This window comes from Burkholderia stagnalis (assembly GCF_902830275.1).
Classification (GTDB): Bacteria; Pseudomonadota; Gammaproteobacteria; order Burkholderiales; family Burkholderiaceae; genus Burkholderia; species Burkholderia stagnalis.
On sequence record NZ_CADESW010000029.1, the window covers coordinates 16,289 to 30,313 of the forward strand.

The window sequence follows — 14,025 nt, forward strand, 5'->3', positions numbered from 1 at the left end:
GCCGTCGGCCCGCCCCCGCTACGCGGCATGCCGGCGGCACATGACGTTCAGTCGACGACAAGGTTGTCGACGACCGCACGCACGCCCCGCGCCGACCAGGCCGCGCCGCGCACCGCCTTGCGTTCGGAAAACGATCCGACCTTCCCCGACAAGGTCACCGTTCCGTCGTGCACCTCGACGCTGATGTGCTTGGCCTCCCGTTCGGCGTGACGCATGATCGCGCGCTTGATGTTCCCGCCGATGTCGAGAGAGCCGACCGTTCCCAGCACGGCGATGTGATTCGTCACGCCGGTCACGCTGCGCATCTGGGAAATCGCACGTACCGCCATGTGGCTCTGATATGCCCAGTCGACCTTGCCGGACAACGTGATCCAACCGTGCTCGACCTGTACCTTGACGGTGTCGTCGTGCAGGCCGACCGTCCAGTGAAGAACCGAGCGCACTGCAATGGCGATGTCCTCGTCGGTCCGGACGTCGTCGTTCGGCAAATGCACGGTCATGTCGATCACGACGGCCTTGACGCCAGATACGCGGTTCGCCGCACGCTCGATCGCGAGCTTCTCGGCATAGCTTGGCGGATGACCCGACAGGGTCACGATGCGATTGGCCACCTCGACGCCGATACGGGTCGAGTCGATGGACGGGTCGGATTCCAGCTCTTCCTGTACTTCCTGCTTCAGTTGCTTGTCCGTTTTCATCGCCTGCTCTCCTATGAGCCACGGCGTTCAAATCCGCCGCGTCAAAATCAGATTTGCACGAGCGCGGTCCGGATTCGCTGATTCAGGTCAATGGAGACGCCGCGGTGCGAGCCGTTGCCGGCCGGTTGCATCGACTCGTGCCGAAGCATGCGATGGATGCGCGCAATCTCACCGGCTACCCGATGGATGGTGCCCGACCGGCCGCTTGAGCGGACAAGACGTCAGGCGCGCCCAATGAAACGAACGGCGCGCGGGTCATCCCGTGCGCCGCCTCCCTCCCCTGGGCCGATGTGTCGCCGAATCGGCCAGGCATCGGTCAACTGATCGTCAGCTTTTTCTGGCCGACGGGTGCCTTCTTCGGCAGCGTCAATGACAGTATCCCGTCCTGGTAGGTCGCCGTCGCGGTCGCCTCGTCGACTTCGTCCGCGAGCGAGAACGACCGGCTGATCGCACCGCTATAGCGCTCGCGCCGGATCACGCGCTCGCCTTCCTTTTGTTCCTTGCTGCGCTCGACCTTCGCGTTGATCGACACCGTGCGGCCAGTGACCTGAACTTCAATGTCGTTCTTTGCAACACCGGGCAGTTCCGCCTTGACCAGATAGGCACTGTCGTTTTCCGTGACGTCGATCTTCATCGACGCAAGCTCGGGCTCGTCCGGCAGCGACAGGCCGCGCAGCGGCCGGAACAGCCCCTGGAACAGGTCGGAAACGGGTTCCATCGAGAACGGATCGTAACGCGTCATGTTGCTCATGTTTGCACTCCTCGAACGGTGATCGGGCCGGCGCCGTCGTCCCGACAGGGGCGGCCCGCGATGAAGCACGCGTCAGCGCGACGTTGCGTGTCGCGTGAGGGACGAACGTTGTTCGTTCAAAGTCAGCGTAGCGTCGTGTACCGGCCGCTGCTTGATACGCGTCAACCGCGCAGGCGAGATCACGCGCAGAACCGGAAGAACCCGCTGTGCAACAGGATCGGGTGTCCGCCAACCTCCTCGAGCATCCGGCGCGCGGCGCACTCGATGGCAGGACGATGGCGCGCAAACGCGTTGGCGAGGTCTTGTTCGCGAGGCGAAGCCGCGCCGAAATGATCTTCCAGCGCCTCGGCCGTGATCGCGCACTGCACGCGATCACCTTCGACGAGGGCCGGGAACGCCAGAACGAGATCCGGAGCGGAGTATTCCGGCTTTTCGGCAGGAAACGAGATCTGCATGGTGGTCACCTGGTTCGGCGGCTGTTGCACAAAGCGTAGATTCGCCGGCCTGGTGACGGTTGACCTGTGTCAATCGCGCCGCACGGCTAGGCCGCGGCAACAGCGGCGGGCGGTGCATCGTCACCGCGCATGAGCAGCACCGGGCACCGCGATTCGCGCAGGAAGCGCTCGGCCACGCTGCCGATCACCATTCTCCGGACGCCGCGCCGCCCGTGCGTGCCGACCACGGCAAGGTCGATGGCGTGGTCATCGACGTAACGCTGCAGGCGCTCCGCAATGTCCTCGCCGAGGCTGTCGGTCTCGACAAGTTCCGTCTCGCCGTTCACGGCGGCGCGTGCAATAGTTCGCTCGGCGTCATGCAATACCGCCACACCCGCACGCCGATCCGCCTCGATCAACGCGTTCGGATCGAGGCGTCCGGGGTAGGTGAACACCGCCGACTTGTCGACGACGTAGACCGCGGAAACCCGGGCATGGCAAAGCCCGGCCATTTTCAAGCCTTCTTCAAGGGCTCGCCGCGACGACGTACTACCGTCCATTGCGACCATGATCCTTGTGTACATTCGAACCTCCCCGGATGCAAAACCTTGCCCTGTCATCGCGTTTGGCTGCGTCACAATCATCGACGCTCGACGCGCGCGAACATTGACTTCCGTCAAGCGTCCTTTGGCGGATCGGCACGCCCGGTCATGCAGGCACGCGCGGCACTCGCCCTGGCGCGATCCAACGACGGCGGCACGCCCGAACAACTGGCCACGCTTGATGCAGGTCAAGCGCCGGCGCGGCAATGTTCGTTTGAATACATGGAATCGCTGCACATGCTGCCCATCCATACCGACGTCACTCGGAGTCCCCATCGTGCGAAATCTGCCACGCCTTCTCAGCCTTGTGTTCAGCATGCTCCATGTCCGCGGCATTCGGGCGACGCGTATCCGCTCATCGGGTGATCTGTCGGCAACGCATGCGCGTGTTCCTGTCCCCGTGCCATGCCGGTCTCGCGACATCTCCCGCATACGGTGACGGGCGGCAACGCGCGTCGCAACGCGCGCTCGGTCGATCGGGCGCTTCAGCGCGCGGCCACCTACGCGCACCCCGCCGGTCGGATCCGGCGGATCGAGACTCACTTGTCGATCGTGTATCTTGCGGGGCGCTACGCATACAAGATCATCAAGCCGGTGAAGCTCGGTTTCGTCGATCTCACACGGGCCGAACGGCGGCGACGTTGCGCGCAGGCGGGATGCACGCTCAACCGTCCGTTGGCAGGGCCGCTGTATCTGGGTGTACAGCCGCTCGTCGCTCATGGGCGGCTCAACGCTTTCGGCAGCGATGTGCGCTCGCGTCCCAAAGGGGGGCGATTCAACGACGCGTCGCTTGAATACGTCGTCAGGATGCGGCGTTTCGATGCAGACGCGGTGCTTTCCGCGCGCTGCAGGCGACATGACGAGGGCCTTGCCGACGCCGACGCGTTGGCGGCCGCGCTCGCACACTATCACCTGCACGCCCCCCGCCGGGCACCGCATGCCGGCTTCGGAAGCGCCGGCTGCGTCACGGCCCAATGCCTGCCGCTTCTCGATGAGCTCGACGCGACGGTGGCGTCCGAGGCGGCACTGCGCACCTGGATCGAAGCGGAGCTTGAGCGCATCGCGCCCCGGCTTGACGAGCGCCACCGGAATGGTTTCGTGCGCGCCTGCCACGGCGATCTGCATCTGGACAACATTGTCCGCTGGCGCGGCCGGCTGCTGATGTTCGATTGCATCGAGTTCGACGACTCGTTGCGCTGGATCGACGTCGCCAGCGATCTCTCGTTCGCGTTGATGGACTATTCGGCGCACGGCCGCGACGACTGTGCACACCGGCTGCTGGCCGGCTGGCTTGCGCTGACGGGTGATCACGGGGCACTCGACGTGCTGCCGTTCTTCAAAACCTATCGCGCGCTTGTGCGCGCGCTTGCCGCTCGGTTGCGCGGCGATGACGCAGAGCGCACGCGCTATGTGCGCATCGCGATGGATGTCGTCGCGCATCGGCGCGACGTGCGACCCTCCCTGCTTCTATGCCATGGCGTGTCGGGTTCCGGAAAATCGGTTGCAAGTCTCGCGCTCGCCGGCAGACTTGATGCCATCCGCTTGTCGAGCGATGTGGAGCGCAAGCGCCTCGCCGGCTGCCCGGAAGCGGCTCGATTGCCGGATGCGGCGTATTCGGATGCGGCCATCGACGGAATATACGATCACTTTCTCGAGCATGCGAAGACCGTGATCGAATCCGGCCATACCGCGATCGTCGATGCGACGTTCCTGCACGAGCGCAACCGGGCGGCATTCATCGCGCTTGCGAATCGCCTTCAGGTTCGGGTGATCATTCTGGCGTTTTCGGCAAGCCCCGTGATGCTCCATGCGCGCGTCGCGGCAAGAGCGGCCCAGCGGCGTGGCGCATCCGACGCCGATACAGCGGTACTCGCAGGGCAGCTCGCACAGGCCGAGCCGCTGACGGACGCGGAGCGCGCGCTCGCGATCCGGTTCGATACCGGCGTCGAGCCAGCCGCCTACGAAGGCGACGCATTCTGGTCCCCTTTACTCGCGACGCTCGCGGACGACGCGAGTTCGGGTTACGCGCGCCGTCAAGGTTGCAGGCGGGGCCATGTGGGCGGCCAAGCCCGCGACGCCGCGCTCGACGAGAGCGTCTAGACTCGCCGCTTGTCTTCGAGATGCGGTTGGCGTGCCGCGACGAGGCGCAGTTCGTCCAGCAGGTTTGCCGCGGCGTGAATCAGGTCATCCAGCGTGACGATTCCGATCAGACCGCCGTCGTCCGATACGACCGGCAGCCGCCGCACGCCATGCTGGCGCATTCGCCTTGCAAGCAGCCAGACGTCGTCCGCGCCGTGCGCGACCACGGCCGGCTCCGACATCATGTCGCCGACGAACAGCGTCCGCGCCTCGGCATCCGGACTCACGACGGCGAGCACGATATCGCGATCGGTCAACACGCCGACCGGCATCCGGACGCCCTGATCCTCACGCACCACCACCAGATCGCCCGCATGCAGTCCGCGCATCTTTTCGGCTGCTTCGACGACCGGTGTCTGTGGGCCACACGTGGCGACCGCACGTGTGCAAAGTGTGGCAGCGTTCATTTTTCCCTCTCCAAACCGACGGTAGTCGTGCGCATGCGGTGATTTCCTCGGCATCGCCCGACGCGATGCGAGCGCGACCGGGGCGCCCCCCGCGCGCGATTGACCGCCTCGGCCCGCCCGGCTTACATCACTATCGGGGAACTCGGAAATTCGTCAACAGGAGGACGACTTACCGGAAAGTGCTTCCGCAATAGTTCGGTAACCAGTTCGATACCCCGCAGCACGCCCAACTGGTAATCTCCACGCCGGAAATCCGCTTCCATTACCCGGCAAATCGCTTCCCATTCACCGCTATCTACCTTGGCGTGGATACCACGATCCGCGACGATTTCGACGTCCCTGTCGGCGAGCAGCAGGTATATGAGAACCCCGTTGTTGTGCTCGGTGTCCCAGATCCTGAGCTGAGAGAAGACGTCTATGGCGCGTGCCCTGGCAGACGTTCCCTTCAGAAGCGCATTGGTGTGAAGTGCCCCTTCGACCGCAAATCTGACTTGCCCAACGTGTGCGTCGTGACTGACATGCACCGCTCGTTCAATGGCGCGAAGGGATCGGCGCGGGAACGCGGCATTGACTCGCCAGCGTGTCATGAGGAGATGTCGAAGAAGCCGTTTCAGGTCCATGTCTACCACCTGCCAGATGCACCGCCGCCGCCGAATCCACCGCCTCCTCCACGGAAAATGTCCCGGTGCGAATCGCCGCCGAGCCGCCCGCTTCCGCCTCCGATGAAGCGGCCACCAACGGCCCCCATGCCACTACCCAGCAGCGTGAAGATCAACGCCATGAGCCCGGCTGCCGCGGCTATGAAGATTGCACCGGACAAAATCCATGCGATCACGCCAATGATGCCTCCCGTGACACACGCGCCCGGCAATCTGCCAAGCACCGCTCGAAGCAAGCCACCCGCCATGACGGTCAGGAGAAAGAGAACGGGCAGCAGGCGTCCCGCCCCGTCCGATTCACGTTGCCGCTTTTGGGGTTGCGGCAGAGGCTCGCCGCTCACGACCCGCATGATGCTATCGGTGCCCGCCGAGATGCCACCATAGAAATCGCCGCTTCGGAATCGCGGAACGATCACCTCGCTGATGATTCGATTGCTCGTCGCATCGGTAAGTACGCCCTCGAGACCGTATCCCACCTCGATGCGAAGTGCGTGGTCATTTTTTGCGACAATCAGCAAAACGCCATCGTCGACGCTCTTGCGTCCGAGCTTCCATTGCTCGACGACACGCATCGAAAACTGCTCGATCGTTTCCGGTTCGACCGTCGGGACGATAAGAACGGAAATCTGCGTTCCTTTCCGAGTCTCGAACGCCTTCAAGGTCTGCTCGAGAGCGGCCTTCTGTTCGCCCGTTAACGTGCCGGTCTCGTCGGTCACCCTCGCAACGAGAGGTGGCACCGGTACATCCGCCCCGACAACCGTTCCGCCGAGGGCGAAAAATATGGCAACGACTGCAAGCACCAACCGGAACATGCTCAATTCGACACCCCACCAGCGGACGCCGGTGTCGAGCCGAAATCAACACGCGGCGGCTTCGCAATCTCCGCTTCGTTACCTACGGAGAAGTTGGGCCTTTCCGGATAGCCGAAAGCTCTCGCCGTGAGATTGTTCGGAAACGAGCGCACCGTGGTGTTGTACGCCTGGACGGAGCGTATGTACCTGTTCCGTGCAACGGCAATGCGATTTTCCGTTCCTTCGAGCTGGGCCTGCAGGTCCCTGAAGTTTGCGTCGGATTTCAGTTGCGGATAGTTTTCCGATACGACCAGCATTCGGGACAGTGAACTGGTCAGTTGCCCTTGCGCAGCTTCAAATCTCGCAAACGCCTGCGGGTCGGCAATGAGTTCGGGCGTCGCGCGAATCGAGCCGACCTGAGCACGCGCCCGGGTCACACTCGTCAGTACGTCTTTCTCCTGATTCGCGTACCCCTTCACCGTATCGACGAGGTTGGGAACAAGGTCCGCACGGCGTTGATACTGGTTCAGCACCTCGGACCAGTTGGCCTTGACCTGCTCGTCCTCGGCCTGGATGGCGTTGTAGCCACACCCGGTCAGGCTCGCCAGGATGGAGGCGACCATGACGATCCAGAACATGCGCACCCCACCATGTCGTGCAGGCGGAATGGTTGATTGCGCCATCATTCATGCACCTCTCTCGCATATTGTCGGCCACACGACATTCACAAACACCCGGTAGCGCTGTTCCCAGCGTATGAATCCGTACGAACAGCGGCTTGACGTACGTCAAGCGTGCCACGCCTGACTTCCGCCGCCTGTATGCCGCATCCCGCCCGGCGCCGGCGACCCGGCACGGGCGGCAATACATCGTACGAAACGCATTCGAGCCCTGTTGAGCCACGTCAACTCGTCTACATAAACGAGCGATAAATTGAAATGCGAGAACTATCGGATTCTCGATCGCCGCGCGTGGGGAAACACAGGCAACGTTGCACCGCCAGTCTGATCGCGACCACGCTTCCGAGAAGAAATTGCTTCGCCCCTGGAGCCGAACGATGGATGACAATCCGCATGCCGCGCGACCGTTCTGGAAATCGCGGTCGGTGATCGCACTCTTGGCCTTTTCAGCCATTGCGTTGTTCCTTTTGCTTTCCGAACACCGCGCCCACTTCCTTGGTGTGCTGCCGTACCTGCTGCTACTGTCGTGTCCGCTCATGCATCGGTTCATGCACCACGGCCATGGACACCGGCACGGCGAACAGGGAACGAAAGTCCGCCATCCTGATTCGGGAGACAGTCATGAGCCGCGTCGATGACGGTTACGGGCTATGGGGCCTGGTGGTCGTCAATTCACTGGTCTTCGTCATCTTTGCGTTCAGCTTCTTCAAACCTGCAACGAAGCGGGACTGGCGAACGTTCGGTGGCTTTTCCGCCTTCATCGTGGCGCTGTTCGCCGAAATGTACGGCTTCCCGCTCACCATTTACCTGCTATCAGGGTGGTTGCAATCACGCTTCCCGCGCACGAACCTGCTTACACATGACTCCGGGCACCTCTGGTGGACCCTCACGGGTCGGCACGGCGACCCGCATGCAGGGCTTCCTCATCTGCTCAGTTTTTTCGTCATCCTTGGCGGTTTCTTCCTGCTTTCTGCCGCGTGGCATGTCCTGTACGAAGCTCAGCGCAGCAAGGCGTTGGCGACGACCGGGCCGTACGGCCGAATTCGGCACCCGCAATACGTCGGGTTGTTCATCATCATGCTGGGCTTCCTGCTGCAATGGCCCACGCTTGTGACATTGGCGATGTTCCCTGTGCTGGTCTTTATGTACGTCCGGCTCGCGATACAAGAGGAACGGGAAACGGAAGCGCGATTCGGCGCCGCATGGCGCGACTACGCCGCGCACACGCCCAGGTTTTTTCCCGATCTTCGGGGGAAGCGTCCGGCCCAAGTACATTGAATGCGGCTGACGCATTCAGCGTCGACGCCAGCCTCGAATCGCATTTTTCTCTGGGCAGGGAGGCCACCATGAAGCCTTTCGCGACTGGCGTGGCGCTTTCTGCCACGGTTGTGTTCTTCTACGCTCTTTGTACGCTTGTCTGGATGGCACTTCCAGAGCCCTTCATGAACTTCATGAATGCGCTCTTTCATGGGCTCGATTTCCGGCGTCTTCAGACCGGCGAACCGCTGTCCTGGTGGTCCGTTGTCTACCCGGCGTTCGTGTTTGCAGTCTGGTTCTTTGCGGCTGGCGCATTTTTCGCCTGGTTACACAACCGGCTCCGAGGAACGCATTGACGAAGTCCGCGCGCTCGGCTGATCAAAGGGATACCTCGCCGCGTGGAGCATGCCTGCGCCGATTGAAAAGGAGCGTCAAGATGAGCCGTCAACGTGGCGAAGGCAGGTCGTATCACCCGCGAATGCCCGATCGTTCGTCGCCGGGCGCGCATCTTGCGCACGGCGCGAAAGAACCGCTGCGCGACCCCGTCTGCGGGATGAACGTGACCGAGGCATCACGCTTTCACGGCGAGCACGACGGTATGCACTACTACTTCTGCAGCGACGCCTGCCTGACGAAGTTTCGAGTGGCCCCGGGAAAGTACGTCGTCACCCCGCCCGCAGATGCGGCGATGACAGTGCCGCAGGGCACGATCTACACGTGCCCGATGCATCCGGAGATCCGCCAGGACCATCCTGGACAGTGCCCCAGGTGCGGCATGACGCTGGAGCCGGTTCTGCCCGACATCGACGCTCGCGAGAGCCCGGAACTGGTCGATTTTCGGCGTCGCTTCTGGTGGACACTCCCGCTGACCGGCACCGTCTTCGTGCTGGCGATGGTTGGCCATCGGCTCGGATCGGTGTCCGCGTCGACCGGGAACTGGGTCGAGCTTCTCCTCGCCACGCCGGTCGTTCTATGGGCCGGCTTCCCGTTCTTCGAGCGGTGCGTGCGTTCGTTCCTCGACCGCAGTCCGAACATGTGGACCCTCATTGGTCTCGGCACGGGTGCTGCCTACATCTACAGCGTCGTCGCCACCGTCTTTCCGCGCGCGTTTCCCGCGACATATCGCGCCCACGGCCAAGTCGGCGTCTATTTCGAAGCCGCGGCGGTCATCATTTCGCTCACGCTGCTCGGGCAGCTTCTCGAGTTGAGGGCACGCTCGCAAACGTCTGCCGCCATCAAGGCGCTTCTCGGGCTCGCGCCCAAGACCGCCCGACGCATCAACCAGGACGGTTCCGAGGACGATGCGCCGTTATCCGACGTGCGTGTGGGAGACATGCTTCGAGTCCGGCCAGGCGAGAAAGTCCCCGTTGATGGCGTCGTCACTGCGGGTTCGAGTTCGCTTGACGAATCCATGATTACCGGGGAATCCGTCCCCGTGACGAAGCGCGTTGGCGATCATGTCATTGGTGCGACCATGAACGCGTCGGGCACGCTGGTCATCCGGTCGGAAAAGGTCGGCTCCCAGACCGTGCTGTCGCAGATCGTGCAAATGGTCGCGCAGGCGCAGCGGTCCCGGGCCCCTATGCAGCGGATGGCCGACAAGGTGGCTGGCGTCTTCGTCGTGGCGGTCGTCGGCATTGCGCTGCTGACGTTCCTGGTGTGGGGGCTGCTTGGGCCCGATCCAGGCTGGATATTTGGCCTCATCAATGCAGTCGCGGTCCTCATCATCGCGTGCCCCTGCGCGCTTGGACTCGCCACGCCGATGTCGATCATGGTCGCCAGCGGCAAGGGCGCCTCGAACGGCGTGCTCTACCGCGACGCGGCGGCCATCGAGAATCTGCGCAAGGTCGACGTACTGATCGTCGACAAGACGGGAACGCTGACCGAGGGGCGCCCGGCGTTCGAACGGGCCGCAGGCATCGACGGCTACACGGCCGATGAGGTACTTCGGCTGGCGGCCAGTCTTGACCAGGGAAGCGAGCATCCCCTGGCTGCCGCGATCGTCGCGGCAGCCCGTGACAAAAACATGGCCCTGGACCCCGCCGAGGGCTTCGAATCCGCGACAGGCATAGGCGTGCGGGCACGCGTTGCCGGCCGAACACTGGCATTGGGCAACACGGCGCTGATGCACGCCGATTCCGTATCCGTCGAGTCGCTCGCCAACGAAGCGGACAGCATGCGAGCACAAGGGGCTAGCGTCATGTATCTGGCGGTGAACGGACGCCTGGCCGGGCTCCTGGCCGTCGCCGACCCGATCAAGGCGACGACGCCGGAAGCACTCGCGACGTTGAAGGAAAGCGGCATGCGTGTCGTGATGGCGACCGGCGACGGCGTGGTGACGGCCAGGGCCGTTGCCGAGAAGCTCGGCCTCGACGAATTTCATGGTGAAGTCAAGCCGGTGGGCAAGCTCGATTTGGTGACGATGTTTCAGCAGGCGGGACATGTCGTGGCCATGGCTGGAGACGGCATCAACGACGCGCCGGCGCTCGCGAAGGCCGACGTCGGCGTCGCCATGGGAACAGGCACGGACGTGGCGATGAACAGCGCGCAAGTTACGCTCGTGAAGGGCGACTTGCGCGGTATCGCGCGAGCTCGGGAGTTGTCCGAGGCAACGGTCGCCAACATGAAGCAGAACCTCGGCTTCGCGTTCGCATACAACGCGCTTGGCGTTCCTTTGGCTGCCGGGTTGCTTTATCCGTTCACCGGTTTGCTGCTGTCGCCGATGGTTGCGGCGTTGGCGATGAGCCTGAGTTCTGCGTCCGTCATCTCGAACGCGCTGCGGCTGCGAGACGTCAGGATTTAGGACCGTCTGCCCGTTCCTGCGTCAGACCGCGCACTCGTCCCTGCCGAATACGCGACACCGCGCCGCAATCGATGGGTCGCGCCCGGAACAATGTCCCGCGCCGTTTTGCAGGTCAGGCGCGCGGCCGCCAGCCAGTCGAGATGCCGCACCTGTTCGAAGCGTCGCGGAGCGGGAAAGAATTGATCCCGGCCAGTCACGCGCCGGCGCGCTTCGCGCGCGCCGGACAACGATACGACGCCAGCCGCCGGCGCCCGGGTGGCGCGGCGATGTGCATCGTTCAGTTGATGCGTATCAACAGAAGGCCATCGCGGCTGCCTACGCTGAAAAGGTGGAAGACATCGCCCCGATGCACACACGTTCACCGATCGGAGGCCATCATGCATGCCGGACATCATTTCCTTCATGAACTTCGGCACGCGACGATGCCGACTTACTTTGTCTCCTATGTGTTCCCGCTGCTGCTCGTCGTCTACGAAACCTACAGGATCGCGTATTGGGTCGGCAGGCATGGCTGGAACTTTGCCCAGTTGTCCCAGGCGGGCTACGAATTCACGCTGATGTTGATCGTGTTCGCGCTGCAGGTGATGCTCGACGGGGTGCTATTCATGGCCGCGTGGGTCAGCCGCCATCCTGACGTCGAGCATCGACACGCGAACATGATGTTCGGGATCGTGTGTTCGGCACTTGTCATTGCGTTCGATGTCGCGCTTCGGGCAGCATTCTGAACCGTCGCAAGCGCTGCTTGCGCGTCCAGCAACCCTGGCGTCGAGAGGCATGAATGGCCGATTCGGCGACGCTGCGCGCACATGGAGGCGGAGACAATGCAGGATGCATTCGGCTTTGCAGATGAACTCGGGCCGACGAGAACGATCCACGTCCACGATTCGTCGATTGGCCTCAGGGCGATACTGGTCATCGACAACGTCGCCGCCGGCCCTGCTATCGGAGGCTTGCGCATTGCTCCGGACGTCAGTGCCGAGGAGTGCTTTCGCCTCGCGCGCGCCATGACGTTCAAGAACGCCGCGGCGGGGCTCGCCCACGGCGGCGGGAAGGTCGTGCTCTACGGCGATCCCAAGATGCCTCGCGAGGACAAGGAGCACCTGATCGATGAACGCTACGCTTGCGTCCGATGAACAACGGGAAGAGCGACCGGCCGCGGCTCGGCTGCCGCGGCTCGTCCAGATACTTCGCGCATTGGCTGGCGCCGGCTGGGCGCATTGCGTGGAGAGGCTGCACGTTGGACAAGACGTGATCGACGCAGCCACGAAGGAATTACAGCCGGGCGATCGCGACGCCGTCCGCTTTCGGAATATGCTCGAACAGCTCGGGCCTGCGTTCGTGAAGTTCGGTCAGTTGCTGAGCCTGCGGCGCGATCTCCTTCCCGAAACGTGGATCGATGAGTTGCAGCGGCTTCAGGACCAGGTCGCCGTGTTCCCCGGCGCTCGGGCAATCTCGATCATCGAGCACGAACTGGGCCGCCCGATCGGCCAGTTGTACGCCGAGTTCGACGAAGCGCCGCTCGCCGCCGCGTCGATAGGACAGGTTCATGGGGCACGACTCGACGATGGCGCGAACGTGGTCGTCAAGGTGCAGCGCCCCGGGATTGAACCGGTCATCCACGCCGACGTCAGCATCATGCGCTTTCTCGCACGTCAACTGGAATGCTACGTGCCCGAGAGCCGTCGGTTCGGCCCGACCGATCTTGTCGAGGAATTCGCCCGGCTCATTGCGGACGAACTCGATTATCAGACGGAAGGCCGAAACGGCGATCGATTGAGAGCCGACTTCATCGATGATCCTGACATCTTCGTACCGCGTATCTGTTGGGAGCTGACCAGTCGACGCGTGCTCACGATGGAGCGAAGCGTGGGGCACAAGCTCGTGCAGCTGCCGCTTCGGGACACGCGGGAGCGGCAGCGACTGGCCGGGGTGCTGATGGAGTCATTCCTCAAGCAAGTTTTCGAACACGGCTTTTTTCACGGAGATCCGCATCCGGGCAATGTGTTCGTGTCGGCAGACGGGCGATTGTGCTTCCACGATTTCGGCATCATGGGCGAACTGTCGGCACGCGATCAAGGTGCGCTCGCCGAGCTGATTCTGGCGGTAGGCTCGGGTGATATCTCGTTGATGATCGATGCCTATTTCGAGATGGGCATCGCCGCGGCCGGGGTGGATCGAGAGGCCCTCAAGCGCGACGCGTCGGACGCGCTCGACGCGTACTACAAGGCAGCCGGCAAGGGCTACTCGTTCAGCGAGATCGTGCGTCAATTCCTGCAACTCAGCCGACGGCACGCGATCAGGGTGCCGCGCCAGTTCCTGCTGGTGGGCAAAGCCTTCATGCTGGTCGAGGCGCAAGCCGTGGCGCTCGATTCCAGCTTCAATGCGCTGCGTATCCTGCGCGACTACCTTCCGCGCTTGCTGGGGCGCCATGCGCTCGCGGCATTGACGCATGCCCCGGAATCGCCCGGCCTTTTCCGGATGATTCGCTCGCTGCATCGCGCCGCCGTCAATTTTCCCGACATCCTGAATCGCGCGGTCGATGTGCTGGGAAGCGGGAAAGCGACGCTGCGCGTCGAGCACGACCAGCTCCAGACGCTCGAGGCCCATCTCGACCGCGCGAGCAATCGCCTCAGCCTGAGCCTGATCATCGCGTCTGTCGTCGTCGGTTCGTCGATTGTCACGACATTCCACACCGGGCCCCACTATGCCGGCATCTCGCTATTGGGGCTGAGCGGTTTTGTGGTCGCCGCCGTGATGGGGATGGCGTGGGCCATTGCCATTTTTCGGTCGGGGAGGTTCTGAGC

At 63.2% G+C, this 14,025-nt stretch carries 16 protein-coding genes; 8 read left to right on the forward strand and 8 right to left on the reverse strand.

Annotated elements, in window-relative coordinates; genetic code table 11:
• Positions 1–47 precede the first annotated feature (47 nt).
• The 4 genes from HWY45_RS32955 to HWY45_RS32970 form a co-directional block, all read right to left on the reverse strand.
• A complete protein-coding gene (locus HWY45_RS32955) occupies positions 48–698 on the reverse strand; it encodes a BON domain-containing protein (protein WP_059558585.1) in 651 nt (216 codons plus the stop codon).
• A 316-nt stretch (positions 699–1,014) separates the two neighbouring features.
• Positions 1,015–1,449: an Hsp20/alpha crystallin family protein gene (locus HWY45_RS32960; RefSeq protein ID WP_059883763.1), complete on the reverse strand. Its 435-nt coding sequence runs from the start codon at positions 1,447–1,449 to the stop codon at positions 1,015–1,017.
• Positions 1,450–1,628: 179 nt separating this feature from the next.
• Positions 1,629–1,904: a DUF1488 family protein gene (locus tag HWY45_RS32965; RefSeq protein ID WP_059558577.1), complete on the reverse strand. Its 276-nt coding sequence runs from the start codon at positions 1,902–1,904 to the stop codon at positions 1,629–1,631.
• 86 nt (positions 1,905–1,990) lie between these two features.
• Entirely contained in the window at positions 1,991–2,467 is a 477-nt protein-coding gene (locus HWY45_RS32970; protein WP_059801072.1) for a universal stress protein, read from the reverse strand.
• Positions 2,468–3,037: 570 nt separating this feature from the next.
• Between HWY45_RS32970 and HWY45_RS32975 the strand changes: the two genes are divergently transcribed.
• Positions 3,038–4,585 carry a bifunctional aminoglycoside phosphotransferase/ATP-binding protein gene (locus tag HWY45_RS32975; protein ID WP_330996071.1) on the forward strand — a complete coding sequence of 516 codons (1,548 nt, stop codon included), beginning with the start codon at positions 3,038–3,040 and terminating at the stop codon, positions 4,583–4,585.
• Here the strand turns inward: HWY45_RS32975 and HWY45_RS32980 are convergent.
• The 4 genes from HWY45_RS32980 to HWY45_RS32995 all read right to left on the reverse strand — a co-directional run bounded on the left by HWY45_RS32980 (position 4,582) and on the right by HWY45_RS32995 (position 7,119).
• Positions 4,582–5,031 (reverse strand): CBS domain-containing protein, encoded by a 450-nt coding sequence (locus HWY45_RS32980; protein WP_059558567.1) that lies wholly within the window; start codon positions 5,029–5,031, stop codon positions 4,582–4,584. The genes HWY45_RS32975 and HWY45_RS32980 overlap by 4 nt on opposite strands.
• A gap of 122 nt (positions 5,032–5,153) precedes the next feature.
• On the reverse strand, positions 5,154–5,651 hold the full coding sequence (locus HWY45_RS32985) for a TPM domain-containing protein (protein WP_059883764.1): 498 nt from the start codon (positions 5,649–5,651) through the stop codon (positions 5,154–5,156).
• Between the two features lie 2 nt (positions 5,652–5,653).
• Positions 5,654–6,502: a TPM domain-containing protein gene (locus tag HWY45_RS32990; protein WP_059883765.1), complete on the reverse strand. Its 849-nt coding sequence runs from the start codon at positions 6,500–6,502 to the stop codon at positions 5,654–5,656.
• Positions 6,503–6,504: 2 nt separating this feature from the next.
• Positions 6,505–7,119 carry a LemA family protein gene (locus HWY45_RS32995; protein WP_230946956.1) on the reverse strand — a complete coding sequence of 205 codons (615 nt, stop codon included), beginning with the start codon at positions 7,117–7,119 and terminating at the stop codon, positions 6,505–6,507.
• 419 nt (positions 7,120–7,538) lie between these two features.
• Between HWY45_RS32995 and HWY45_RS33000 the strand changes: the two genes are divergently transcribed.
• The 7 genes from HWY45_RS33000 to HWY45_RS33030 all read left to right on the forward strand — a co-directional run bounded on the left by HWY45_RS33000 (position 7,539) and on the right by HWY45_RS33030 (position 14,023).
• On the forward strand, positions 7,539–7,799 hold the full coding sequence (locus tag HWY45_RS33000; protein ID WP_081063111.1) for a DUF2933 domain-containing protein: 261 nt from the start codon (positions 7,539–7,541) through the stop codon (positions 7,797–7,799).
• Positions 7,783–8,439: a methyltransferase family protein gene (locus tag HWY45_RS33005; protein ID WP_059883799.1), complete on the forward strand. Its 657-nt coding sequence runs from the start codon at positions 7,783–7,785 to the stop codon at positions 8,437–8,439. Before HWY45_RS33000 ends, HWY45_RS33005 begins: the two co-directional genes overlap by 17 nt.
• Positions 8,440–8,507: 68 nt before the next feature.
• Complete coding sequence (locus HWY45_RS33010) at positions 8,508–8,774, forward strand: DUF5676 family membrane protein (protein ID WP_059883800.1); 267 nt, start codon at positions 8,508–8,510, stop codon at positions 8,772–8,774.
• Between the two features lie 80 nt (positions 8,775–8,854).
• Positions 8,855–11,221 carry a heavy metal translocating P-type ATPase gene (locus HWY45_RS33015; RefSeq protein WP_175038323.1) on the forward strand — a complete coding sequence of 789 codons (2,367 nt, stop codon included), beginning with the start codon at positions 8,855–8,857 and terminating at the stop codon, positions 11,219–11,221.
• A 71-nt stretch (positions 11,222–11,292) separates the two neighbouring features.
• On the forward strand, positions 11,293–11,946 hold the full coding sequence (locus HWY45_RS37055; RefSeq protein WP_230946957.1) for a hypothetical protein: 654 nt from the start codon (positions 11,293–11,295) through the stop codon (positions 11,944–11,946).
• A gap of 96 nt (positions 11,947–12,042) precedes the next feature.
• A complete protein-coding gene (locus HWY45_RS33025) occupies positions 12,043–12,354 on the forward strand; it encodes a Glu/Leu/Phe/Val dehydrogenase dimerization domain-containing protein (protein ID WP_081069849.1) in 312 nt (103 codons plus the stop codon).
• Entirely contained in the window at positions 12,329–14,023 is a 1,695-nt protein-coding gene (locus tag HWY45_RS33030; protein ID WP_059883770.1) for an ABC1 kinase family protein, read from the forward strand. The genes HWY45_RS33025 and HWY45_RS33030 overlap by 26 nt, the downstream gene beginning before the upstream one ends.
• Positions 14,024–14,025: the final 2 nt, after the last annotated feature.